This is a genomic window from Parasphingorhabdus sp. (genome assembly GCF_059726685.1).
This window is the reverse complement of record NZ_AP041068.1, coordinates 2,373,500-2,395,697: the sequence shown is the minus strand read 5'-3', so window position 1 is coordinate 2,395,697 and position 22,198 is coordinate 2,373,500. Positions and strand designations below refer to the sequence as shown.

Below are 22,198 nucleotides of genomic sequence, written 5' to 3'. Positions count from 1 at the left end.
ATAATCTTCATCAAGAAAAAGGGCGCTTTTGGCGCCCTTTTTTTCTGCTGCTTTTACTCTCCGATCGGGACGCCCGGCAGGTTTTTCGCGGATCTGATGGTCAGAGACGTTTTCACGCTGGCCACATTGGGTGCGGAGGTCAATTTGCTGGTCAGGAAGTCCTGAAATTCCTGAAGGTCCTTTGCCACAACTTTGAGCATGAAATCGATCTCGCCGTTCAGCATGTAACATTCGCGGACTTCGGGAAGCTGTTCGATATGCTCTTCAAACGCCTTCAAATCTGATTCTGCCTGGCTTTTCAGGCTGACCATGGCAAAGACAGTGATCGTAAAGCCCATTTTTGCCGGATCAATCGCTGCATGATATGCTGTGATGATCCCACTGTCTTCCAACGCGCGCATTCGCCGCAGACAGGGGGGAGCAGTTAGTCCGACGCTGTTGGCCAATTCGACATTGGTAACACGCCCTTCATTCTGCAGCCGTTCCAGAATCTGTAAGTCAATTTCGTCCAAATTTATGTCGGGCATATCTCTGCAATTTCCGTTCGCGAATCAATATCTTCTTATAATATAATTAGTGCACCAAGCAACAGCTGCCCACTTGTCCCACATTGTGACGCGACATATTCGGGGGTTACGATATCTGGATGTTGGGGTTATCAACTTGTTAACAAGCCCATCTAAACCCTTCACTCCGGAATTGCCATTGCGTTACGATGATCGTCTGAAAACAGTGCTCAAAGGCTCTCTGCCTGAGGGTAATGCTGCCGCGCTGCAATGGCGTCAGGTCGCCGACCTGATGGCGCAAAAACCCGGACGCCTGGTCAATGATGATGTGCAGTCTGGTCTCACGCGGCTGCGTGATTTGCATGAGCGCGTTGATGAAACTGACCGAATTGCGGCGGTACAGGCACTAAACGGCCGTTTAAGGTCCGCACCATTGCTGGTTTATCTTTGTGCCGACAATGATGCTGTATGCGATGCGGCGATAACTGCGGCAGATCTTCAGGATGAGGAATGGGTTGATGTAATTCCTCAGTTGTCGCCCCGGGGAAACAATAGCTTGCGGGCCCGTTCGGATTTGGGTCCGCTTACAAGAGATGTCTTGAATCTCGATGCGTGGGGAGGAGCAGACAATTCGGCGCCTCTGATATCGGCAAATGATGACATGATCGAAGACGTGGATGCTCAAGATAATGGAGAGCCCGAAAAAAAGCCGGATGATGCATCCCAAATCAGCACATTGGTTGCAAGAATAGAAGACTATCAGCGTAATCGTGAAGCAAAAGTAGCCCAATCTTCCATGACCGATGCAGAGCATCGTAGCTATTTTGTTGACGTTATAGACGGGATTAACTTTGAAACCGACGATAGCGGTACGATCATTTGGGCAGAGGGGCCACCCAAAGGCGCTATCGTGGGAGTAACAATTGCAGAACCTACCTTCGATGATGGACCTGGTCCTGATGCATATGGCGCAGCGGCCTTTCGCCAGAGAATGCCGCTGGAAAATGCACGGATGCGATTATGCGGTGCACCGATTGTAGCAGGGGACTGGCGGATGTCAGCCATTCCGTATTTTGGTGACGAAACCGGTCGCTTCAAAGGGTATCGCGGTGTCATGAGGCGCCCGAATGCCGCCGAAGATGCCCGTCAGAACAGTCTTGATGTAGAGCGGCGCGAACAATTGCAGCAACTTATTCATGAACTACGTACGCCGCTTAATGCGATTATTGGCTTTAGCGAAATCATCGAACAGCAGCTGTTCGGCCCCGCGTCTTTTGAATATCGTACATTGTCACGCAGTATCATGGATGAAGCGCAGAGACTGCTGACCGGCTTTGAAGATCTGGACATCGCGGCGAAAATCGATGCGGGTCAGATGGAAAGCCAGTCCGGTCTAACCGAACCTGAATGGCTTATGGAGCGTCTCGCCCAGCGTCTGCAAAGTTTGACCGAGAGTAAATCGGTCGATCTGCACATGACCAAGGCCGAACCGGTCCGCCCCTTTGCTCTGGAAAGTGAATCCGTGGAACGGATCTTTGCCCGATTGCTATCCGCAGCAATTATCGCCTGTGAGAATGGTGAAGAATTACGAGCGGATTTGCGGACTCGGATAGGTTCACAGCCGGTCAACTATTTTAGCCTCTCTCGCCCTTCCCGTATTCAGGGTGTATCGGAAGAACAATTACTCGATCCTTCCCACGGCATAGAGGGTGATGGCAGCGATACTCCGCTTTTGGGATTGGGATTTTCGCTCCGCCTGGTGCGCAATCTGGCAAAGTCGGCCAACGGTACGCTCACCATATCGGATGAGAGGATAGCCTTGACCCTGCCAGCCGCCACGACTAGCGAAATTGGTGTTAAGGAAACGGAATTCGAATAGTCGAATAAGGCAGTGCGATCTAAAAGAGGGGCCGTGATGTTTTCAAATGCACAACAGGGCTCTGGCAGCCTTGAAAAGAACAGACATTTGCATCTTCCGGCAGATTTTGGCCGCCGTTTTCTGATCAGCGTAGATACTGAAGAAGAATTTGACTGGGACGGCCCATTTAAACGAACTGGTCACACGACTCTATCCGTTGGAAAGCTCCAACGCTTTCAATCCTTCGTTGAGAAATATGATATAAAACCCATATATTTCGTCGATTATTCAATCATAGAGAATGATGAGGCTGCGGCGTTTCTGAAATCTGTATCGGCGTCAAATAATGCATCCGTTGGTGTCCACCTGCACCCTTGGATCAATCCACCTTTTGAAGAGGAAACCAGTCCATACAATAGCTATGCCGGCAATCTTCCGAAAGAGTTGGAAGAGGCGAAAATTGTCGCCCTGAGTGACGGGATAGAGGACCGGACAGGAAAGCGACCAATAATCTATCGGGCAGGGCGCTATGGTGTGGGACCCAATAGCATCGAAATTCTCGCAAAACATGGTTTCCTGATTGATAGCAGCGTGCGATCGCGGTTTGATTATCGGGATCAGTCGGGGCCGGATTTCTCGCATATCGGCCCTGATCCCTTCTGGCTTGATCATGAAAAAGGCCTGCTGGAACTGCCATTGACCACGGTTTTTTCAGGACTTCTGAGAAAGCAGGGCGATTTTTTGTCAGCTTTGTTTAACCGTTCAAAAATGGCTGGTGCGCTGTTCTCCAAGTCCAAGGTACTGGAGCGCATTCCGCTAACGCCAGAAGGCGTTTCAGCACGGGAAGCCAAAGAAGCTATTGATATTGCCTTTGATGATAATTTGAAATTGCTGGTATTCTCCTTTCATTCACCGTCGCTTTCGGCAGGGCACACGCCTTATGTGAAAACAGATCAGGATCTGGACCGATTTTACGATTGGTGGCGTGAGGTGATCGACCATTTGCTGGAACGCGGTGCATCACCAATAAGTCTCGATCAGTTGATGGCCGTCGCCGGTTTGAAGGACAAATAGTTTCTGCCTGGTGAGCTGACAAATCCGGCTCCCGCAATTATTTCGTTTAGCTGCTTGCCAAATCGCCCGCGCTTCCGCTATCGGAGCGATCCTTGAAGAACCGAATTTATGGAAATGAGGTTGTTCTGGGGCCTGTAGCTCAGTTGGTTAGAGCTGGCCGCTCATAACGGCTAGGTCGGGGGTTCGAGTCCCTCCGGGCCCACCAACCTCTTGTAAAACGGGGCGACAGGTCGTCCTTTTTACGCTAGGTTTGAAATAGACGTAAAAACTCTTTGCTTTTCCCTGAATCATCGCTAGGGGAAGCGCGCGTCGGGGAGTGGCGCAGGCTGGTAGCGCACCTGGTTTGGGACCAGGGGGTCGCAGGTTCGAATCCTGTCTCCCCGACCATTTTTTCGGATCAAAAACCGATCCGGGAATTGGCGACCGAAAAAATCCCGAGCGTAAGCGAAGGGTGACCTGACTTTACAGTAACGACCATTTAAAACAGTTATCGCTCCCGATGCACAATCCGGAACGCGTTGGTGTCGTTGGTTATAAGCTAAGACAGCACTTGGCTGGTCGAGAATAAAATTAAACCAGAGCAGTTGCCCGTTTGCGATCGAGCCGTTCCATCATGCTTTTGATGACTGCAGGGTGAAATGTATAATCGATTTGGCAGCCATATTCTTCATCCTTCTTCCACAGAAGGTTGGCGGTCAATATGTTCATGCTCGGTATTTTGAGGGTCAATGCGATATCGGGATTGAGCTGTGCAGCGCATTCGATCTTTATGATGGTGTCCGATATGGTTTTGACCACGCAGGGCATATTGCCCGAATTGCTCTGTCTGACCTGTGCATCAATGTGCAGTGAATCGCCGTAAATCATATCCTGTTCTCCAATCATCGCAAATTTCGGGGCATGCGATTGGTACCGGCACTTTGACCGATATTCAGGAGATACGGAATGCGAGCTAAAGTCGGCTATCGGGATATAGTTAATATGGTCGACCGGATTTTAACCATTAACGGTCCGATAGAGAGATGCTTCGTTACTGTTCTTGATCGTCGGAAACGCGCGGTGTTGTTGGAACGGGACGTGCAAATCCGTCCGCTGTCAATTCTTCCTCAATTTCCGCTTCCAGGACTCTGACGGCTTCATCTGCCGCCTCTTCCAGCGATTTGGCGTCGCCTTCGATCTGCCTTTCAATTTCCGTAACGGCCTCTTCGCTCTGATCCTCAAGCGGCGCTTCTGAACAAGCCGTTAGGATGGAAATTGCAACCAGGAGCGGCAGTCTACGCATCACTATTCTTTGGGTGGCATGGTGAAATCGACATCGCTATTGGCGATGATTGACAGCACGGTGCTCCAGGCCGCGACATTTTGACGCAGTTGTTCCGGGTCAATCTTGTCCAGCGTATCATCAGGCGTGTGATGCAGATCGAAATAGCGTGTGCCATTTTGCTGAAGATCAATCACAGCAAGATTGTTGCTGGCGATTATGTCACGTATGTCCGCACCGCCAGTGGCCGGAGGGCCAAGTGCACCGATACCCAGTGGCAGGAGCGCTTGTGCGATTTTCTTTTCCAACTCTTCTGCGGCGTCCGGGAGATTGAACTCTACGCGCCATATATTGTCAGCACCGAAATCTGACTCCATTGCGATAGCATGTTTACTGCCAGTATGCGCCTTGGCATAGGCTTTTCCGCCCCACAGGCCGACTTCTTCCGCTCCGGCCCACAAGATTCGGATCGTGCGCAGCGGTTTGCCGTGATTCATAATGTGCTTGGCGGCAGCGGTCACGATACCGCAGCCGGCGGCATCGTCAAAAGCGCCGGTCGAAAGATCCCAGCTGTCGAGGTGACATGCTACCAGAATCATGCCCTTGGAAGGATCGCGGCCTGGCACTTCCGCGATGACATTGCCGGATTCCTGTTGTCCGATATTTTGCGGTGTCATCAGGAGTTTCATGGTAACAGGCTTGCCGAGTTTGATCATCCTCTCCAGATTATCGGCATCCGGCAGCGATAGCGCGCCTGCCGGTATAGGCTTCACACCTTCCCGAAAATTCATATTACCCGTGTGCGGATTGCGATGATAATCGGTGCCGATAGATTTTATCACATAGGCCAAAGCGCCTTTTTGCGAGGCAATACTGGGACCGATCCAGCGCACTGGCCCATAGGTGCCATAGCTGGAACCATCCTGTGTGCGATGCATATCATGCGTCACAAAAGCAATTTTACCGGCAAGGCTGCCATCTGGCGCGGCCTGCATCGCGGCGAGGGAGTCAAAATAAGCCACTTCGGCTTCGATGCCATTCTCGCCCGTGCTCGCGCTATTGCCCAGTGCGGTGACGTGAAATTTTTGAGGGTAGGGGGCCGTCACTTCGGCCGTTTCCGTACCACGCACCCAAGTAGGCATCATGAAGGGTTCATTGCGTACATTCTGAAAGCCCAGTGCTTTCAGCTTTTTTACCGACCAGTCGCGTGCCCGCGCTTCTGCCTCGGTTCCGGCCTGACGCGGGCCCACTTCAGTGGTGAGGCCTTCAGTTATTTCATAGGCAAGGCTATCCTTCAGCGCCTTGCCCTGAATGTCCGCCGGATCATGCGAATCCGCCAAAGCTGCAGTGGAAAAGAGGAGCGCCGTTGCCGCGGTTCCAAGAGGGGTGAACAATGAGGTGGTTTTTATCATGATCCACTGCCTAACTTGCCTTTTGCCGTTTGCCAATGCTCTCTTGCGAGTTGCGGTTCATTTCGCTAGGCGGTGCGCAAATCTAACCACATCGAAATTAAAGGATACCGCCAGATGGCCGTCCAATATAGCTATGTCATGAAAGGTCTGACCAAGACCTTCCCCGGTGCCGCAAAGCCAGTACTGGATAATATTCACCTGCAGTTTTTGCCTGGTACTAAAATCGCCATCATTGGTAAGAACGGCGCCGGTAAATCAACATTGATGAAAATCATGGCCGGTCAGGATACCGAGTTTCAGGGTGAAGCGTGGGCAGGCGAGGGGATTCGCGTCGGTTATCTGGCTCAGGAACCCGAGCTGGACGACAGCAAGACCGTGAAGGAAAATGTCATGGACGGCGTACGTCCGGTGGCTGATCTGGTGGATCGCTTCAACGAAATTTCGACCATCATGGGTGACCCGCCGGAAGATGCGGACTTTGATGCGCTGATGGAAGAAATGGGCACGCTGCAGGAAAAAATTGATGCTGTGGATGGCTGGACGCTCGACAACCAATTGGAAATAGCGATGGAAGCGTTGCGTTGCCCGCCCGGTGACAGCCCTGTGACCGACCTGTCGGGCGGTGAGAAGCGCCGTGTGGCTCTGTGCCGCCTGCTGCTCGACAAGCCCGACATATTGATGCTCGATGAGCCAACCAACCATCTTGATGCGGAAAGTGTCGCGTGGCTGGAGAAGCACCTCATCGATTATGCCGGCAATGTCATTCTCGTCACCCATGACCGCTATTTCCTTGATAATGTCGTGGGTTGGGTCCTCGAAATTGATCGCGGTAAAGGCATCCCGTTTGAAGGGAATTATTCCAACTGGCTCGACGCGAAAGCCAAGCGTATGGCGCAGGAAGAGCGTGAAGATAAAAGTCGCCAAAAAGCTATTGAACATGAACTGCAATGGATGCGTCAATCTCCGAAAGCACGTCAGACAAAGTCCAAGGCGCGTATTAAGGCCTTTGATGATCTGGTCGAAGCGCAGGAAAGTCGCACAGTTGGCAAGGCGCAGATACTCATCCAGACGCCGGAGCGTTTGGGCAGCAAAGTGATTGAAGCGAAAAATCTGAGCAAAGCCTTTGGCGACAAGCTTCTGTTTGAAGATTTGAGCTTTACACTGCCACCGGGTGGTATTGTCGGTATTATCGGTCCTAACGGTGCGGGTAAAACCACACTTTTCAAAATGATTACGGGACAGGAAGAACCCGATGGCGGTTCCATCGAACTGGGAGATACGGTCAAGCTTGGCTATGTTGACCAAAGCCGCGATCATCTCGATGCGAGCAAGAATATCTGGGAAGAAGTATCTGACGGGCTGGATTATTTCCAGTTTGGCAAGAATGAAGTGCAGACACGCGCCTATGTCGGTGCGTTTAATTTCAAAGGCACTGATCAGCAAAAGAAAGTCGGTCAGCTTTCCGGCGGTGAACGCAATCGCGTCCATCTTGCCAAGATGCTCAAGGAAGGCGGCAACGTGCTATTGCTGGATGAGCCGACCAACGATCTTGACGTCGAAACGCTACGTGCACTTGAAGACGCGCTGGAAAGCTATGCCGGCTGCGCCGTGGTCATCTCGCATGATCGCTTCTTCCTCGACCGTCTGGCGACCCATATCCTTGCTTTTGAAGGTGACAGCCATGTCGAATGGTTTGAAGGCAATTTTGAAAGCTATGAGGAAGATAAGCGCCGGAGACTGGGCGATGCGGCGGATCGGCCGACACGGGTGGCTTACAAGAAATTGACGCGGTGATAGTTGCTGACATTGGTTGGTTTTGTCCGCCAAATTCGGAAAGCGGACATTAGGATCAGCCCCTAAGGTTTAGATTGCGATGGTTTTCGCGAGAGCACTACTTCGTTTGCAGCTCCGGAATTGGCAAACACTATATCCAGAAGGCCATCTCCGTTCATATCACCCAGCGCAACACCATATGTGTCGGCTTCGCTGGGTATGATTTGCCGCGCGAATTGCCCAGTACCGTCATTAACATAAAATATGTTTGGGCCATCTGCGCCCGCCACCAAATCTATGTCGCCATCTTGGTCAATGTCGCCTGCGGCAAGTGCTTGAACAGCCTCACCTTTTTCTCCGAACGAGCGTGGTTTCTGAAATTTGCTATTGCTATCTTGTTGATAAATTAAGTGCAGCTTGTCGGTAGAGACCAGAACAATATCGAGCTTACCATCGCCATTCATATCAGCGAGTGCCACTTTACGGTGATCTCCTTCGCTGCCGGTTAGCAAGATCGAATGAAAAGTGCCTTTACCGTCATTCTGCATTATCACACTCGCAGCGCCATCTCGGCGAGCGATGACCAAATCAACGTCTCCATCAGAGTCTAGGTCCCCACTAGCAATACCTGTCGATCCATAACCTTTGTCGGGCAGGTCAGTTCCTTCGTAAAAACCGCCTTTTCCATCACCCCTATAGAGCCGGTCGGGTGCTCGACGCGTTACCACCGCCAGATCCAAGCCACCGTCGCCATCTGCATCGATAAGGGCTGCAGATCGAGCAGGTCCAGCACTTTGCGGCACTTCGCCTACCAAACTGTAACGACCATATCCATCATTGGCGAAGGATAGCGTTGGTAGCATGTCTCTTGTCACCACTGCATCCAGATCGCCGTCACCATCCAAATCGCCTGTTTGTACAGTGTAGCTGGCTGATTTTTGACGTCCCAACGGTAAGGCTTCAAGCAGTTTGCCATTTCCAATATTTAGATAAACAAAATCTTGCTGGGCCCAGTGACGCCCGTTTGCAACAATCGCATCCAGATCGCCGTCGCTATCGACATCGGCTAGTGAAACATCCGCCGTCCGATTCCCTTCGATGTCAAATTCAAGGAAGGGATGTTGACGAAATTCGGAAACGGCTTCCTGAGCAACAAGCGATCCTGTTCCGACAAAGGTGGTCGTGGCAGCAGTAATCATTAGGAATTTGAAATAGGATATCGTCGTTCTCCTCCGACAGAGGTGTATCGTCACCATAGTACAGTGTCAATCAGAGTGGGATTTTGATTGGGTTGAACCTTTATTGTCCAATGCCCGCTTCTGCGCCCAAAGCCGCGACTAGGGTTTATCGCAACCGCTTCACAAATAATTGCCCATTATCATCCCGTTTGGTCTGAAAGTTCGGAACCTCTTCAAACATGTCGGACAGACGTGAAAATCCGTAGTTGCGGACATCAAAGCTAGAACGGTTTCCGGCTATCTTGCCGACTTCGCTCAAACTCGCATAGCCTTCTGCATCGCGTTTGCTGGCCTGATAGGCATCGATCAGCAGTTTGAGCAGTTCGTCATCGGCGGTTACATGTTCGTCGGCTTTGTCCGCCTTGATCAGGGCATCGACATCTATGAACCGGCTGCAGGCCTGCTTGAACGCCTCGGGCGTCTTGCTGCTGCCGAAGCCATAGACATCAATGCCTTCCTGGCGGATGCGCATGGCTAGCGGCATGAAGTCGCTGTCGCTGCTCATGATACCGAATCCGCCAATTTTACCGCGGAACAGCAGGTCCATCGCGTCGATCGTCATTTTCATGTCGGTCGCGTTCTTGCCCTTGGTCATGTCAAATTGCTGCTGCGGTTCGATGCCATATTTATGCAGGATATCGACCCAGCCCTTGAGCGACTGTTTGCGCCAATTGCCATAGGCGCGGCGGATATTGACAGTGCCGAGTTCGGCCAGTGCGGTCAGTACCGGATCGATCCCAGCATGACTGGCATTGTCGGCGTCTATTAGCAGGGCGATATTGTCATTATGTGATTTTGTCATGGCGAGCTTGATGAACTCGGCAGGACACGCCTTCAAGGAAAAAAGCTTTTGAAGCCATTAAGGAACAAGCCATTGACCGTTCCAGCTATTATTTTCAGGATCCCAGTCGAACATCGCGCGCCGGTGACCGGTATGGGCCAGATAGAGCCACTCGATGCGGTCAATTTCTACCAGCAAAATCGCGAAATTTTCGCGGGCAGGGGCCACTTCAAAGCCTTCGGGTTTTCGGCCTTCAATGTCTGGATCAAGGCCTGACGTTGGCAAGTTTACTGCGCTGCCTGGCGCAGGATCCGCAAGATAACAGCGCTTGCCATAGAGTGTCGCGTCATTCCAGGCCGATTCACAGGCAGGGCTGTCTTGTTCGATATGTCCCCGGCCGGAGAGGCGCAATTGTACCTTTGCTTCGGGGTGATAGCCGAGGATGGAAACCATGCCTTTGTTACCAATATCAGCGACCTTGGAGGCGCGATGATCGGTATTGAATCGCAGCATGCGATCTTCACGAACCGCTTCCCGCAACACCATGATCCGCTGGCTTGGTTGACCGTCCTCCCTGACTGTCGCAACAGCAGGAGTATGCAAAGGTGATTTGCGGTTTTGCGATCCATCGATCAGCAGGCGCCAGGCTTCTTCCAGAGAGAGCGCTATATCGTCCAGAAAAGGCTGGTTCATTTGCTCCCTTATTCCACCGCTTCAAACAGTCCGGTAGCTTCATCAAGAGTAAAGAGCGTCGCCTCTCCAATAGCGTACCAGGCCCCGTGCAGCTTCAACTCGCCTTGCTTTTCACGCCTGGCAATGAAGGGAAAACTGCGCAGGTTTTTCAGACTGATCTTGATCGCTTCAAGCTCTAGTTCCCTTTGCGGATCAGGCGGGGCAGCGGATACGACTTCGTTGCGGGCATCGGTGATGATGGACATCCATTCATCAATGAACGTGTGACCGGGTTCGCCCAGTTCTCCGCCCTTTAACGCGGCGCTGATACCTCCGCACTGGCCATGACCAAGCACCACGATATGCTTTACGTTCAATCCGGTAACGCCAAATTCTATGGCCGCGGATGCTCCGTGCATTCCACCGCTATCGTCATAGGGTGGAACCAGATTGGCGACATTGCGCAGCGCGAACATCTGTCCCGGTCCGGTATCAAAAATAGTCGCAGGATCCACCCGGCTGTCACAGCAGGAAATGACCATGACCGGCGGCGCCTGACCTTCTTTGGATAGTGCATCATAACGAGCGCGTTGCTTTGGATAGGCATCTTCGCGAAAGCGTTTATACCCCTCCAGTAGCGCATGAAATTCTGGCATTAAAAACGTTCCCCCCGAACGACCTCCACATTTGCGATAGTCAGCAACAGCCCATGGCTGTCCAGCAACGGTGCAAGAACATCAGCCAACTGCCCAGCTTTTTCTTCATTGGCTATCATCAGCACCAGCGATTTGGCAGCCGCCCCGCTAACCTCGTCCTGTTGCCAGCGACCATCCCGGCCGCCGCCAGAAGCAATTTTGATCACGCTCCAGCCCGAAATATCAACCTGTTTCACATAGTTGATGATTTTCGGGATGAGCGGGTTATCCACCAGTATCTCGATCCGTTTTCGTTGCACTGTAGCGACCATGTCTTACCCCAGAAATTTTGCGATTGCGGCAAATAGAGAAATACCGAACAGGATGTTGAAAGGGAAGGTTATACCAAGTGACATGGCCAGATAAATGCCCGGATCGGCTTGAGGGAGGGCAAGGCGCATGGCCGCGGGTACCGCGATATAGGATGCACTGGCGCACAGCACGCCCAATATGGCCGCTGATCCGGGGTCAAGTCCGACCAAGGTTCCGACTACCGTTCCAATTGTTCCGTTAATGATCGGCAGCAATATTCCTAATGTCGCAAGAGGTATCGTAATCTTGCGTGTTTCCAGCAGTCTACGGGCAGCTATCAATCCCATGTCCAGCAGGAAAAGGCAGAGAACCCCTTTAAAGCCGACAGCAAATAATGGCTCGATCGGTGCAAATCCTTCTGCACCGGCGACAAAACCAATTACAAAAGCACCGAGCAGCAAGATAACTGATCCGTTGGTCAAAACTTCGTGCATCAGATTCGAATTGGTGTCATTGGCTGGGTTGTCAGTGTCTTGTAGCCTTTTCGAATAGGCCCGGGCCAACAGCAGACCGGTAATGATCGCCGGAATTTCCATCAGGGCCATGACGCCGACCATGAAGCCATCCGGCCGCAAACCGGTGGCGGTGAGCAGCTCTACTGCGGTCACAAAAGTCACCACGCTAACCGACCCATAATGCGCAGCGACGGCGCCAGCATCAATCGCCCCGAGTTTCGCGAAAGACCGGAGCAAAATAAAAGCAAGGACAGGAAGCGTGAAACCAAGCAGAACGCCGGAAACAGCGGCTGCGGCAAGATCCATGGAGAAGCCGGTAGAAGCCACCTCGACTCCGCCTTTCAGGCCAATGGCTGCCATCAGATAAATGGACATGGCCTTGGCGAAGGCTTCGGGAATGGACAGGTCAGATCGGATGAAAGCAGCAAAAAAACCGAGAATGAAGAACAGGATAACCGGGGAGGTCAGCGTTTCGATAATCATTGCAGCTCACTATTAAATTGAGTTGTTAACCGATTAGCAGTCTGATCGCTGTTGGCAAGCGCGTCCGTCATCGCTATTTGATAGAAATGAACGAAATTACAAAAATCCCGCCGCCGTCAGGAAAACCCGTTCGCCAGCGTAAACCCGACTGGATTCGTGTGAAAGCGCCAATGGGTAAGGGTTTTGAAGAAACCCGAAAACTGATGCGAGAGCATAAGCTGAATACCGTTTGTGAAGAGGCCGCTTGTCCGAATATCGGCGAATGCTGGACCAAGAAGCATGCGACAGTGATGATCCTGGGTGATGTCTGTACGCGGGCCTGTGCCTTTTGTAACGTGAAGACAGGCATGCCGATGCCGGTTGATCCCTTGGAACCCCAACATACGGCAGATGCTGCAGCGAAACTGGGCCTTGAGCATATTGTGATTACGTCGGTCGATCGTGATGATCTGCCCGACGGTGGTGCTAGCCAGTTTGTCAAAGTCATAGAGGCACTTCGCCGGACAACACCGGATACCACGATAGAGATTTTGACACCGGATTTCCGGAACAAGGCGGATGCTGCCGTTGAAGCCATCGTGGCCGCGCGGCCTGACGTCTACAATCACAATCTGGAAACAGTGCCCCGGCTTTATCCCAATATCCGTCCCGGTGCGCGCTATTATGCCTCGCTGCGGTTGCTTGAGCAGGTCAAGCGTCTGGATCCTTCGATCTTCACCAAATCCGGTATCATGCTGGGGCTGAGTGAACAAAGACTGGAAGTGCATCAGGTAATGGATGATATGCGTTCTGCGGACATCGATTTTCTGACCATGGGGCAATATCTGCAGCCGACACCCAAGCATGTGAAGGTGGACGAATTTATCAAACCGCAGGCCTTTGATGCCTATGCGTCCATTGCTCGAGCTAAAGGTTTCTTACTCGTCGCCTCCAGCCCGCTGACCCGATCCAGCTATCACGCTGGCGATGATTTTGCCAAAATGCGTCAGGCGCGTGAGGAAAAGCTAGCCCGTGCCGGCGCATAGGGAGACCCGCGAACTTCCTCACAGCGCCGCGCAGATGTACGCGCTGGTGGCGGATGTCGGGCGTTATGAAGAATTTCTGCCTTGGGTTGTGGGCACGCGGGTCCGTTCAGACAGCGATACCGAAATGGTTGCTGATGTGATTGTCGGTTTCAAAGGATTGCGCGAGCAATTTACATCCCGCGTGGTCAAAAGCGCTACTGACCGGACCATTGAAGTGGATTATCTCGATGGGCCGTTGAAACAGCTTCACAACGAATGGGTTTTTCGCGAACGGGACAGCGGCGGAAGCTATGTCGACTTTTATGTCGCCTTTACTTTCAAAAACAGGATGTTTGAAAAGCTCGCCGGACAGATGTTTGCCAAAGCCTTGCACAAAATGACCAGCGCATTTGTTGAACGTGCTGAAGAGGTCTACGGCAGTAACTATTCAGATGTGTCCGGCAACAACAGTTCCAGCGCAACCAGCACGGCTTGAAGGCGGATATCTGCACGGCTTTTGTCGGCACCGAAATCGTGGCGGTCGGCGACGACATCATCAATGCTTTTTCCCTTTTCCGCTTTGGCAAAAACGACGGTTCCGACCGGTTTTTTCTCTGTTCCACCGCCCGGGCCCGCGACGCCCGTTATCGCGACAGCGACATCACAGCCGGATTTTTCCAGGGCTCCTCGTGCCATGCCCCACGCCACGGCAATTGATACCGCACCAAATGTCTCCAGCAAATCATCGCTGACATCCAGTAGACTCTGCTTTGCGTCATTCGAATATGTATTGAAACCACATTCAAAAACGTCGCTGCTTCCGGCAATTTCGGTAAGCGCCGCCGCAACGAGACCGCCTGTACAGCTTTCCGCAACAGCGATACGTCGGCCGGCTTTGCGATTGGCATCAACGACCCGGTTCGCCAAAGTGACGAGTTCTTCTGGCAATAGATTTTGCATGGCGTTTCGCTAGCCTATTCCGAAGGTGCTTTGCAAATGTTGAAGGGGTCTTTTCTGCCTTCCTGATCATCATTGCTGCCCAGCTGCGCCAACATCACGGTCAAACTGGCCAGATTTGCGGCTGGCATAGGCTCCAATAGCCCATAAACTTTGTCGATTGTAGCGCAGTCTTTGGATTTGACTTCTTGTGCCAGCATTGCGGGAATCATTGCATCTACAAACGGACGCATGGCATCCATTTCGATATTTTCCGGTAAATCCTGACCCGCTATCAACCCAATGGCTGCGCTGGCTTCGGGCCAAGCTTCTTGCGAAGCTGCTTCATATCTTTGCATCTGTTCAGAATCGACCTGAAGCAATGCAGCAGAAGCGGGCAGGGTGCTTGCACATTTGGTTCTGACCGCACCCAAGGCACCGGGCAATATGTAAGTTATGAGAGACTCCGCCGTTTCCGCTGGCATACATTGCTTTGTCTCTGCAGCCTGCGCCGAGGTTGCACTTACCAGCGCGATTGCAGCCGATGCGGCTGAAATTTTTCTGAACATAACTCCTACTCCATCGTTATTGTAGCTACTGCCTGTGCCGCGATGCCTTCCCCGCGCCCGGTAAAGCCCAGGCGTTCTGTGGTTGTCGCCTTTACACTGACCTGATCAACAGAAACACCGAGCATTTCGGCAATATTCTGACGCATTGTTTCCCGGTGGGGTTTGATCTTCGGTGCCTCACAAATCACGGTCATATCAACATTATTGATCCGACCACCTTTCTGTTTGATGACCGACACGGCAAATTCGACAAATTTATCGGAAGATGCCCCACGCCACTGCGGATCAGAGGGCGGAAAGTGATCGCCAATGTCACCCATTCCAGCTGCACCTAGCAGCGCATCCGTTAGGGCATGGAGAAGAACGTCTGCATCGCTATGTCCGGCCAGGCCTTTAACATGATCGATTTTGAGACCACCAAGCCAAAGCTCTTCGCCGGAAGCCAATTGATGAACGTCAAAACCCATTCCCGTACGAATTTGTGCCATATTTTCTTCCGATGATGCAGCAAAGTCAGATGCTGTGGTATATTTTTTCATTGCTTCGTCGCCTTCGACAACAGCTATCTTGTGGCCAGCAGCCCTAAAAACCTGAGCATCGTCGGTCGCTTCTTTGCCGGTAGGCCATGTTGTGTGAGCCTTCACCAATTTATCAAAATTAAACGCTTGCGGAGTTTGCACCCGCCAGAGTTGGCTCCGATCAAGTGTGTCTCCGGCATATTCACCGTCCAGATTTATCGTTGTGTCAATCGTGGGAAGCACTGGAATGGCGGCAGCTTCAACTGTTAACGACCTGAGTAGCCGGTCTATTATGGTATCGGATAGATACGGTCTGGCGGCATCGTGTATGAACACATTTTTTGCGCCACCCGATGCGGCGATGGCCGACAAGCCGTTGCGGACGCTGTCCCGACGTGTTGCGCCGCCAATAACGACTTCATAACCGGACAGACCGGCCATTGCTTCATTCAATTGATGTTCCTGACCGGAGCCGATTACGATCCATATTTTGCTGAAATCCGGATGATCGAGAAAGCTGGCTACGCTGTAGCGGATCATTGGCTGTCCATTGATCTGCGCATATTGCTTGGGCTGTCCCAATCCTGATCGAGCACCTTGGCCGGCTGCAACAATCAGGGCATGGTTTTGTTGGCTGGAGACGCTAGAATCACTCATTACCATTGACCTAGCCCAGTCCTTTCTTGCCTGCCAGCCGCTTTGACGATAAAGGCTGCTTAAATTTTAGGCATATGACATGACATTGAAACCCATCTCGATTGATAAAATCACGATTGACAGCCCGGTATTGCTGGCGCCGATGACTGGTGTAACCGATCTGCCGTTCCGAAAGCTGGTGCGGCGTTTCGGGTCTGGTTTGAACGTCACTGAAATGATTGCCAGCCAGGCGATGATCCGCGAAACGCGTCAATCTTTGCAGAAATGTGCGTGGGACCCGACTGAGGAACCAGTATCGATGCAGCTAGCAGGCTGCTCACCCGACGCTATGGCTGAAGCGGCCAAGCTTAATGAAGATCGAGGCGCGCAGATTATCGACATTAACATGGGCTGCCCGGTCAAAAAGGTCGTGAATGGAGATGCCGGTTCTGCGTTGATGCGGGACCTGCCGCTTGCAGCTGCACTGATTAAGGCCACGGTGAAAGCTGTGAATGTACCGGTCACGGTAAAAATGCGGATGGGCTGGGACCATAACAGCCTGAATGCGCCGGAACTGGCTCATATTGCTGAAGATCTTGGTGCAAAGATGATTACAGTTCATGGCCGGACGCGGTGTCAGATGTACAAAGGCAGCGCAGACTGGACTTTTGTCAGGCAGGTTAAAGAGGCTGTGTCGGTCCCGGTAATCGTCAACGGTGATATCTGTACCATTGACGATTGCGAACAAGCTCTCGCACAAAGCGGCGCTGATGGCCTGATGATCGGCCGCGGTGCCTATGGTAAGCCATGGCTGCTGGGGCAAGTGATGCACTGGTTTGAGCATGGCACAACGCTGCCTGATCCCGACCTGCAAGCCCAATATGCGGTCCTTGAGGAACATTACCGCGCCATGCTGGACCTTTATGGCGAAGATATTGGCGTCAAAGTCGCGCGCAAGCATATCGGTTGGTACACCAAGGGCCTGCCCGGATCCGCTGAATTCCGGAACCTGGCGAACAAGGAAATGGATGCATCAAAAGTGCTTGCGATGCTGCAGGATTTCTATGCACCCTGGCTCGACAAAGCGGCGGCCTGATGACTGGATTGCCGTCGGCAGAGCAGATTTTTGTCGCACTGCCGGACGCCCTGCTGATTATTGATGAAAATCATGAAATTGCGAAAGTAAACCCGGTCGCGGAGCATTTTTTTGGGCAAAGCGCGAAGCATCTCATCGGCGATCATATCTCCAACCAGCTTCAATTTGAAGATGACCGTTTGGTCAACGCCCTGACGGACAAGGATGCTAATGTTGCGGCCCGTCGTGTTGCTGTTACCCTGAAGGGGCGGCAGGGGGGGCTGGTGAATTTTGATATTCATACCATACCTGCTGATCAGCGTTGGCGAATCGTTTCCATTGCGCCGCTGCCAACCGATGGACCGGTGATTGAACAGCAACAAGGTGAGCAGGATCAATTCTCGGTGCGAGCGCCAGATATATTGGGGCATGAGATCAAAAATCCGCTGGCTGCCATAAAGGGGGCGGCGCAACTTCTCGATCGTTCGATTGACCAGGATCAAAGAACATTGACGCACATGATAAAAGGCGAAGTTGAACGGATCGCCAAACTGCTGGACCGGATGCAAAGTCTCTCGACGAACCAGCCCGCCAAACTGGAGCCGGTGAACGTTCATTCACTGATTGATCGTGCTCGTCAGTCGATTGAGACCGCACGGAATGGCGATCTGAAAATTGGCGACCAGTTTGATCCCTCATTGCCGGAGGTGTTGGTGGATCCGGACGCATTGATGCAGATCCTGACCAATCTTCTGGCCAATGCAGTGGACGCTACCAAAGATCTGGAACAGCCGGATATCCGGGTTATCACACGCTATAGCTTTGGCGCATCGCTCTCGGTTCATGGCTCCAATCAGATGGTGCGCCTTCCTGTGGAAATCATTGTCCGGGATAACGGGCCTGGCGTTCCCCCGGAACTCGAACGTGATATTTTCTCACCATTTGTATCAACAAAAAAGGAAGGGCAGGGACTTGGCTTGGCTCTTGTTCGCAAATTGATCAACGATATGAACGGACGTGTTAGATATGAGCGTTCGGGTAGTGCAAAGCATACACAATTCGTTCTGTTTTTGCCGATAGCCACCGAAGGATAACTGATGGTCAAGCAAACCGTATTACTCGTTGAAGATGACCCTTCCGTCAGTCACATTATTTCAACTGCACTAAAGGCGGAAGGTATGGCAGTGGACAGCTGCAAGACTGTGTCCGACCGTGATGCACTGTTGGCCAGTGGCAAATATGATCTGCTTATAACCGACGTCGGTTTGGGTGAAGAAGACGGTATAGCTACTCTGGACGCAGTCAGCGCCCGTGATCCCGACTTGCCGGTCATTGTTATATCTGCACAGAATACGCTAAATACGGCTGTCAGGGCCTCGGAAACTGGTGCTTTTGAGTATTTCCCTAAACCCTTCGATCTCGATGAACTGGTCGAAGTTGTACAGCAGGCAATGAAGCCACCCAGCGAGGGACGTCTTGTAGACACCATGGAGGAGGACAACCTTCCCCTGGTCGGGCGCAGCCAGGCGATGCAGGAAGTATACCGGATGATTGCTCGCTTGTTACGCAACGACTTGTCCGTTTTGATACTTGGAGAATCCGGCACCGGCAAAGAACTGGTTGCAGAAGCGATCCACAATCTGGGCCACCGCAAGGCAGGGCCTTTCATAGCCGTCAATATGGCAGCGATCCCCACTGATCTGATTGAAGCGGAACTGTTCGGTCATGAAAAAGGCGCTTTTACCGGCGCGGTTAGCAGCGCAGCCGGCAAGTTCGAGCAGGCACAGGGCGGTACGTTATTTCTCGATGAAATTGGCGATATGCCGATGCACGCGCAGACACGATTATTGCGCGCCCTGCAATCCGGTGAAATTAACCGCGTCGGCGGTAAGGGGCTGATTAAACTGGATGTTCGCATTGTCGCGGCGACCAATCAGGATTTTGTAAATCTGATTGAGGAAGGTAAATTCCGTGAAGACCTTTACTACCGGATCAATGTTGTCCCAATTGAGCTGCCACCTCTAAGAGACCGTGCCAGCGATATTCCGGCATTGGCGAAACATTTCCTTAATCTGGCAGCATCCGAAGGACTGCCAAAGAAGGTGCTGACAGATGACGGTTTGGAACTACTCTCCCGTCAGGGTTGGCGCGGAAATGTCCGGGAGCTGAAAAACCTCATCTATCGACTTGTTGTAACAGCGCGCGAGGAAGAATTATCGGAAACCGCGATACGGCAGATTCTTCAGTCACAGCAGGGGGAGGAGCATAACCAGTCCCTTGAACATAGTTTTGCAGATCAGGTGAAATCGATTGTCGGTGATCTGTTGCTCGATAAAGAAGATGGCAATTCTCTTTACACCAAGGCCTTGGAAAAATTCGAGCGACCAATGCTTGAGGAAATATTGCGCAAGGCTAATGGCAATCAGATAAAAGCTGCCAATATACTGGGCATAAATCGCAACACGTTGCGGAAAAAATTGACGGAATATGAGATTGACCCAGCGCAATCGCGGTAGAATGATCGGATCACACGTCAAATCGTGACATATTTGTTTCATTAGTGCTGTTTTTACAACGAAACTGTTGTATTAGAGGCACAATGAACGCTCCGCAGGCCCCTATTGAAAAGCGAACACCTGTTTGGTTGCGCCGTTTATCGCTTCTCTCTGAAGATGATAAAGCGATGAAGCGTGTAGAATGGGCTGCCATTTTTCTGTTTCTGGTTACCGCAGGCGGTAGCTACTTTCTATTGAGTTCCCAATCAGGTCGGACTGATTTCATCTCACCTCCGCTCACGGCGGCATTGCTGGTGGCCAATCTTATTCCGGCAATTACGTTGCTGGTCCTACTCGGCCGTCGCATTGCAAAAGGCAGGGCAGCAAAATCTGCCACAGGTACCAGTGGCCGTCTGCATGTTCGTCTGGTCGCATTGTTCTCGCTGGTAGCCAGTGTGCCAATGTTGCTGGTGGTGATCTTTGCGTCACTACTTTTCCAATATGGCGTGGAGTTCTGGTTTTCCGATCGCGCTCGCGGGATGTTGGAAAACGCCAATAGTCTGGCGCGTGGATATTATGATCAAAACCGCCGGGATGTTGGTGCGGAGACGATTACAATGGCCAGTGACCTACGCAGTTTTTTGGCAGAAAAGGGGATCAACCATCCTGAATTTGCAGAAAATTACTCGTTTCAGGTTCTGACCCGCAAACTGAATGAATCGGCAATTATTCAGTTCGGGGAGGATGGGGTTGCGCGCACGGCCGCCGCAGTTAATCCTGACAATAGCGACGAAAACATCAAGATAACCGAACAAGTCATCAATCAACTGATGGCCGGTGAGAATTATGTTGTTACCGCTAAGGCCAACAAGATCGAAGCCGTGACTGTTCTTGATCTGGACTCTCAGGTTTTTTTATATGCTGCCCGTGACTCAGATATGCTGGCTCTCAGTCAATGGGAGAGGGCGCAGTCTGTTCTGGCAGATTATGATAATCTGTTTACCCGATCCCGCAGTCTTCAATTGCAATTCAATATCGCCCTCTTTGTTGTATCCCTTTTCATTGTTGGTCTTGCACTTTGGATCGCGCTGGCAGTGGCGGATCGAATGGTGAGGCCGGTTGGCGAGCTGGTCCATGCCGCCAAGCGGATTACGGAAGGGGACTTGGCGTCCCGGGTACCCGCACCTTTTGAAAAGGATGAAATTGGTACGCTGGGCAGAGCCTTTAACCGCATGACGGAGCGGTTGGAAACACAGACTACGGCATTACTGACCGCCAATGAACAGTTGGGAAGCAGGCGGGCTTTTATCGAAACAGTTCTGGAATCGGTTACGGCAGGGATCATCAGCTTGGACCAGACTGGAAAGGTCCAACTCATAAATTCCCGCGCGCAGGCACTGTTGGCCAAGGAAAGTCAGGATCTGCTGGACAAACAAATATCGGACGTCGCGCCCGAATTCGCAGACCTAATTGGCGAAGGGATTGAGAATACCATTATCCAGTTTTCGTCCGGTAATGAAATCCGCACCCTGGAAGTGAAGATAGTTGGTGGGCAGTCAGGGCATGTCATTACTTTTGAAGATATAACGCAACGGTTGCTGGACCAGCGCCGTGCTGCGTGGTCCGACGTGGCTCGCAGGATTGCCCATGAAATTAAAAACCCTCTGACACCGATCCAATTGGCGGCAGAACGGCTACAGCGGCGCTTTGGCAAGAACGTTACTGAAGGCGGGTCCATATTTTCGCAATTGACCGGAACAATTGTTCGCCAAGTTGGTGATTTGCGTAAGATTGTCGATGAGTTTTCCTCTTTCGCACGAATGCCGAAGCCGGTTTTCCGTGAGGAAAATCTGATTGATATCGTCAAGCAAGCAGTGTTTTTGCAAGAAGTCGCCCATTCCGCGATCAAATTCCGTTTTGAATCCAATGACCAGAACCTGCCCTTGGTTTGTGATCGCAGACAACTGGGGCAAGCGCTAACCAACATCGTCAAAAATGCCGTAGAGGCGATTGAACAAAAAGCGGATACCGCAGAGGATTTCTCGTTCGAAGATGGCCAAATATGCGTAAGTGTTCGTCGAAACGATGATGATGTAGAAGTTCAGCTGGATGACAATGGTATCGGACTGCCGGCAGAGCGCGAACGCATTGTTGAGCCCTATATGACGACGAGAGAAAAGGGTACCGGGCTGGGGCTGGCCATTGTCAAAAAGATAATCGAGGAACATTTCGGCAGTATCGCCTTTACCGATTCATGCGCCGCGGAACAGGGAAGCGGTACCCGTGTGACCATAAACCTGAATCCGACAAAGCTGGCACGCCTGAGTGAGAGCTTTGCCCCACGAAGTGCAGAGACGGAAATACAGGAAACTGTTGGGAAAAAGCGCACCAGCCCCGACGGCGAACGTCTACCACAAACTGATAAACTACCCCCAATTTAGAAGG

Annotated in this window: 22 protein-coding genes and 2 tRNA genes; 11 read left to right on the top strand and 13 right to left on the bottom strand. The window is 51.8% G+C overall.

Features of this window, described 5'->3' with window-relative positions; all coding sequences use genetic code 11:
- Nucleotides 1–53 precede the first annotated feature (53 nt).
- Nucleotides 54–527 (bottom strand): Lrp/AsnC family transcriptional regulator, encoded by a 474-nt coding sequence (locus AC6I9Z_RS11880; protein WP_109356929.1) that lies wholly within the window; start codon nucleotides 525–527, stop codon nucleotides 54–56.
- 178 nt (nucleotides 528–705) lie between these two features.
- Here AC6I9Z_RS11880 and AC6I9Z_RS11875 point away from each other — a divergent pair, with 178 nt between their 5' ends.
- The 4 genes from AC6I9Z_RS11875 (at nucleotide 706) to AC6I9Z_RS11860 (ending at nucleotide 3,825) form a co-directional block, all read left to right on the top strand.
- Nucleotides 706–2,385: a sensor histidine kinase gene (locus AC6I9Z_RS11875; protein ID WP_461456031.1), complete on the top strand. Its 1,680-nt coding sequence runs from the start codon at nucleotides 706–708 to the stop codon at nucleotides 2,383–2,385.
- A gap of 36 nt (nucleotides 2,386–2,421) precedes the next feature.
- Nucleotides 2,422–3,438, top strand: a complete 1,017-nt coding sequence (locus AC6I9Z_RS11870; protein ID WP_461456030.1) for a polysaccharide deacetylase family protein — start codon at nucleotides 2,422–2,424, stop codon at nucleotides 3,436–3,438.
- Nucleotides 3,439–3,566: 128 nt separating this feature from the next.
- A tRNA-Ile gene (locus tag AC6I9Z_RS11865) sits at nucleotides 3,567–3,643 on the top strand.
- Between the two features lie 105 nt (nucleotides 3,644–3,748).
- Nucleotides 3,749–3,825, top strand: a tRNA-Pro gene (locus AC6I9Z_RS11860).
- A gap of 183 nt (nucleotides 3,826–4,008) precedes the next feature.
- Here the strand turns inward: AC6I9Z_RS11860 and AC6I9Z_RS11855 are convergent.
- From AC6I9Z_RS11855 to AC6I9Z_RS11845, 3 genes are all read right to left on the bottom strand, one after another.
- Entirely contained in the window at nucleotides 4,009–4,305 is a 297-nt protein-coding gene (locus tag AC6I9Z_RS11855; protein ID WP_109356931.1) for a hypothetical protein, read from the bottom strand.
- A gap of 163 nt (nucleotides 4,306–4,468) precedes the next feature.
- Complete coding sequence (locus AC6I9Z_RS11850) at nucleotides 4,469–4,720, bottom strand: hypothetical protein (protein ID WP_461456029.1); 252 nt, start codon at nucleotides 4,718–4,720, stop codon at nucleotides 4,469–4,471.
- 2 nt (nucleotides 4,721–4,722) lie between these two features.
- Nucleotides 4,723–6,111, bottom strand: coding sequence for a M28 family peptidase (locus AC6I9Z_RS11845; protein ID WP_461456028.1), 1,389 nt, complete (start codon nucleotides 6,109–6,111; stop codon nucleotides 4,723–4,725).
- 114 nt (nucleotides 6,112–6,225) lie between these two features.
- On the opposite strand from AC6I9Z_RS11845, the gene ettA reads away from it, so the two are divergent.
- Nucleotides 6,226–7,905, top strand: coding sequence for an energy-dependent translational throttle protein EttA (gene ettA / locus AC6I9Z_RS11840; RefSeq protein ID WP_109356934.1), 1,680 nt, complete (start codon nucleotides 6,226–6,228; stop codon nucleotides 7,903–7,905).
- A 62-nt stretch (nucleotides 7,906–7,967) separates the two neighbouring features.
- Here the strand turns inward: ettA and AC6I9Z_RS11835 are convergent, their stop codons facing one another.
- The 6 genes from AC6I9Z_RS11835 to AC6I9Z_RS11810 all read right to left on the bottom strand — a co-directional run bounded on the left by AC6I9Z_RS11835 (nucleotide 7,968) and on the right by AC6I9Z_RS11810 (nucleotide 12,520).
- Nucleotides 7,968–9,083 (bottom strand): FG-GAP repeat domain-containing protein, encoded by a 1,116-nt coding sequence (locus AC6I9Z_RS11835; protein WP_461456027.1) that lies wholly within the window; start codon nucleotides 9,081–9,083, stop codon nucleotides 7,968–7,970.
- Nucleotides 9,084–9,228: 145 nt separating this feature from the next.
- Nucleotides 9,229–9,924, bottom strand: coding sequence for an NYN domain-containing protein (locus AC6I9Z_RS11830; RefSeq protein ID WP_461456026.1), 696 nt, complete (start codon nucleotides 9,922–9,924; stop codon nucleotides 9,229–9,231).
- 57 nt (nucleotides 9,925–9,981) lie between these two features.
- Complete coding sequence (locus AC6I9Z_RS11825) at nucleotides 9,982–10,596, bottom strand: pyridoxamine 5'-phosphate oxidase family protein (protein WP_461456025.1); 615 nt, start codon at nucleotides 10,594–10,596, stop codon at nucleotides 9,982–9,984.
- Nucleotides 10,597–10,604: 8 nt separating this feature from the next.
- The gene (locus AC6I9Z_RS11820; RefSeq protein WP_461456024.1) at nucleotides 10,605–11,231 is read right to left on the bottom strand and encodes a carbonic anhydrase; all 627 of its coding nucleotides are present in this window, start codon (nucleotides 11,229–11,231) and stop codon (nucleotides 10,605–10,607) included.
- Complete coding sequence (locus AC6I9Z_RS11815; RefSeq protein WP_461456023.1) at nucleotides 11,231–11,542, bottom strand: P-II family nitrogen regulator; 312 nt, start codon at nucleotides 11,540–11,542, stop codon at nucleotides 11,231–11,233. The genes AC6I9Z_RS11820 and AC6I9Z_RS11815 overlap by 1 nt, the downstream gene beginning before the upstream one ends.
- 3 nt (nucleotides 11,543–11,545) lie before the next feature.
- Entirely contained in the window at nucleotides 11,546–12,520 is a 975-nt protein-coding gene (locus AC6I9Z_RS11810) for a sodium-dependent bicarbonate transport family permease (protein WP_461456022.1), read from the bottom strand.
- A gap of 86 nt (nucleotides 12,521–12,606) precedes the next feature.
- On the opposite strand from AC6I9Z_RS11810, the gene lipA reads away from it, so the two are divergent.
- Both lipA and AC6I9Z_RS11800 read left to right on the top strand, forming a co-directional pair.
- Nucleotides 12,607–13,545, top strand: a complete 939-nt coding sequence (lipA, locus tag AC6I9Z_RS11805; RefSeq protein WP_461456021.1) for a lipoyl synthase — start codon at nucleotides 12,607–12,609, stop codon at nucleotides 13,543–13,545.
- Complete coding sequence (locus AC6I9Z_RS11800) at nucleotides 13,532–14,020, top strand: type II toxin-antitoxin system RatA family toxin (protein WP_461456020.1); 489 nt, start codon at nucleotides 13,532–13,534, stop codon at nucleotides 14,018–14,020. Before lipA ends, AC6I9Z_RS11800 begins: the two co-directional genes overlap by 14 nt.
- On the opposite strand, the gene AC6I9Z_RS11795 is transcribed toward AC6I9Z_RS11800, so the two are convergent.
- Genes AC6I9Z_RS11795 through AC6I9Z_RS11785 form a run of 3 tightly spaced genes read right to left on the bottom strand, consistent with a single transcriptional unit; the run spans nucleotide 13,969 to nucleotide 16,204 of the window.
- Nucleotides 13,969–14,484, bottom strand: coding sequence for a CinA family protein (locus tag AC6I9Z_RS11795; protein WP_461456019.1), 516 nt, complete (start codon nucleotides 14,482–14,484; stop codon nucleotides 13,969–13,971). The genes AC6I9Z_RS11800 and AC6I9Z_RS11795 overlap by 52 nt on opposite strands.
- A 14-nt stretch (nucleotides 14,485–14,498) precedes the next feature.
- Nucleotides 14,499–15,029 (bottom strand): hypothetical protein, encoded by a 531-nt coding sequence (locus tag AC6I9Z_RS11790; RefSeq protein ID WP_461456018.1) that lies wholly within the window; start codon nucleotides 15,027–15,029, stop codon nucleotides 14,499–14,501.
- Nucleotides 15,030–15,034: 5 nt separating this feature from the next.
- Nucleotides 15,035–16,204 (bottom strand): bifunctional 2-C-methyl-D-erythritol 4-phosphate cytidylyltransferase/2-C-methyl-D-erythritol 2,4-cyclodiphosphate synthase, encoded by a 1,170-nt coding sequence (locus tag AC6I9Z_RS11785; protein WP_461456017.1) that lies wholly within the window; start codon nucleotides 16,202–16,204, stop codon nucleotides 15,035–15,037.
- A gap of 79 nt (nucleotides 16,205–16,283) precedes the next feature.
- Between AC6I9Z_RS11785 and dusB the strand changes: the two genes are divergently transcribed.
- From dusB to AC6I9Z_RS11765, 4 genes are all read left to right on the top strand, one after another.
- Complete coding sequence (gene dusB / locus AC6I9Z_RS11780; RefSeq protein WP_461456016.1) at nucleotides 16,284–17,279, top strand: tRNA dihydrouridine synthase DusB; 996 nt, start codon at nucleotides 16,284–16,286, stop codon at nucleotides 17,277–17,279.
- Complete coding sequence (locus AC6I9Z_RS11775; protein ID WP_461456015.1) at nucleotides 17,279–18,352, top strand: two-component system sensor histidine kinase NtrB; 1,074 nt, start codon at nucleotides 17,279–17,281, stop codon at nucleotides 18,350–18,352. Before dusB ends, AC6I9Z_RS11775 begins: the two co-directional genes overlap by 1 nt.
- 3 nt (nucleotides 18,353–18,355) lie before the next feature.
- Nucleotides 18,356–19,774 (top strand): nitrogen regulation protein NR(I), encoded by a 1,419-nt coding sequence (ntrC, locus tag AC6I9Z_RS11770; protein WP_109356947.1) that lies wholly within the window; start codon nucleotides 18,356–18,358, stop codon nucleotides 19,772–19,774.
- 167 nt (nucleotides 19,775–19,941) lie between these two features.
- Complete coding sequence (locus tag AC6I9Z_RS11765; RefSeq protein WP_461456014.1) at nucleotides 19,942–22,194, top strand: sensor histidine kinase; 2,253 nt, start codon at nucleotides 19,942–19,944, stop codon at nucleotides 22,192–22,194.
- The last annotated feature ends 4 nt before the right edge of the window (nucleotides 22,195–22,198 follow it).

Bases quoted from the DNA above. Each gene is read 5' to 3' on its own strand.
- ntrC (WP_109356947.1), top strand. From the start codon at position 18,356: ATGGTCAAGCAAACCGTATTACTCGTTGAAGATGACCCTTCCGTCAGT.
- AC6I9Z_RS11765 (WP_461456014.1), top strand. From the start codon at position 19,942: ATGAAGCGTGTAGAATGGGCTGCCATTTTTCTGTTTCTGGTTACCGCA.
- AC6I9Z_RS11845 (WP_461456028.1), bottom strand. From the start codon at position 6,111: ATGATAAAAACCACCTCATTGTTCACCCCTCTTGGAACCGCGGCAACG.
- AC6I9Z_RS11785 (WP_461456017.1), bottom strand. From the start codon at position 16,204: ATGAGTGATTCTAGCGTCTCCAGCCAACAAAACCATGCCCTGATTGTT.
- AC6I9Z_RS11880 (WP_109356929.1), bottom strand. From the start codon at position 527: ATGCCCGACATAAATTTGGACGAAATTGACTTACAGATTCTGGAACGG.
- AC6I9Z_RS11815 (WP_461456023.1), bottom strand. From the start codon at position 11,542: ATGGTCGCTACAGTGCAACGAAAACGGATCGAGATACTGGTGGATAAC.
- AC6I9Z_RS11775 (WP_461456015.1), top strand. From the start codon at position 17,279: ATGACTGGATTGCCGTCGGCAGAGCAGATTTTTGTCGCACTGCCGGAC.
- AC6I9Z_RS11795 (WP_461456019.1), bottom strand. From the start codon at position 14,484: ATGCAAAATCTATTGCCAGAAGAACTCGTCACTTTGGCGAACCGGGTC.
- AC6I9Z_RS11825 (WP_461456025.1), bottom strand. From the start codon at position 10,596: ATGAACCAGCCTTTTCTGGACGATATAGCGCTCTCTCTGGAAGAAGCC.
- AC6I9Z_RS11870 (WP_461456030.1), top strand. From the start codon at position 2,422: ATGTTTTCAAATGCACAACAGGGCTCTGGCAGCCTTGAAAAGAACAGA.
- AC6I9Z_RS11835 (WP_461456027.1), bottom strand. From the start codon at position 9,083: ATGATTACTGCTGCCACGACCACCTTTGTCGGAACAGGATCGCTTGTT.
- AC6I9Z_RS11820 (WP_461456024.1), bottom strand. From the start codon at position 11,231: ATGCCAGAATTTCATGCGCTACTGGAGGGGTATAAACGCTTTCGCGAA.
- ettA (WP_109356934.1), top strand. From the start codon at position 6,226: ATGGCCGTCCAATATAGCTATGTCATGAAAGGTCTGACCAAGACCTTC.
- dusB (WP_461456016.1), top strand. From the start codon at position 16,284: ATGACATTGAAACCCATCTCGATTGATAAAATCACGATTGACAGCCCG.
- AC6I9Z_RS11830 (WP_461456026.1), bottom strand. From the start codon at position 9,924: ATGACAAAATCACATAATGACAATATCGCCCTGCTAATAGACGCCGAC.
- lipA (WP_461456021.1), top strand. From the start codon at position 12,607: ATGAACGAAATTACAAAAATCCCGCCGCCGTCAGGAAAACCCGTTCGC.
- AC6I9Z_RS11855 (WP_109356931.1), bottom strand. From the start codon at position 4,305: ATGATTTACGGCGATTCACTGCACATTGATGCACAGGTCAGACAGAGC.
- AC6I9Z_RS11850 (WP_461456029.1), bottom strand. From the start codon at position 4,720: ATGCGTAGACTGCCGCTCCTGGTTGCAATTTCCATCCTAACGGCTTGT.
- AC6I9Z_RS11790 (WP_461456018.1), bottom strand. From the start codon at position 15,029: ATGTTCAGAAAAATTTCAGCCGCATCGGCTGCAATCGCGCTGGTAAGT.
- AC6I9Z_RS11810 (WP_461456022.1), bottom strand. From the start codon at position 12,520: ATGATTATCGAAACGCTGACCTCCCCGGTTATCCTGTTCTTCATTCTC.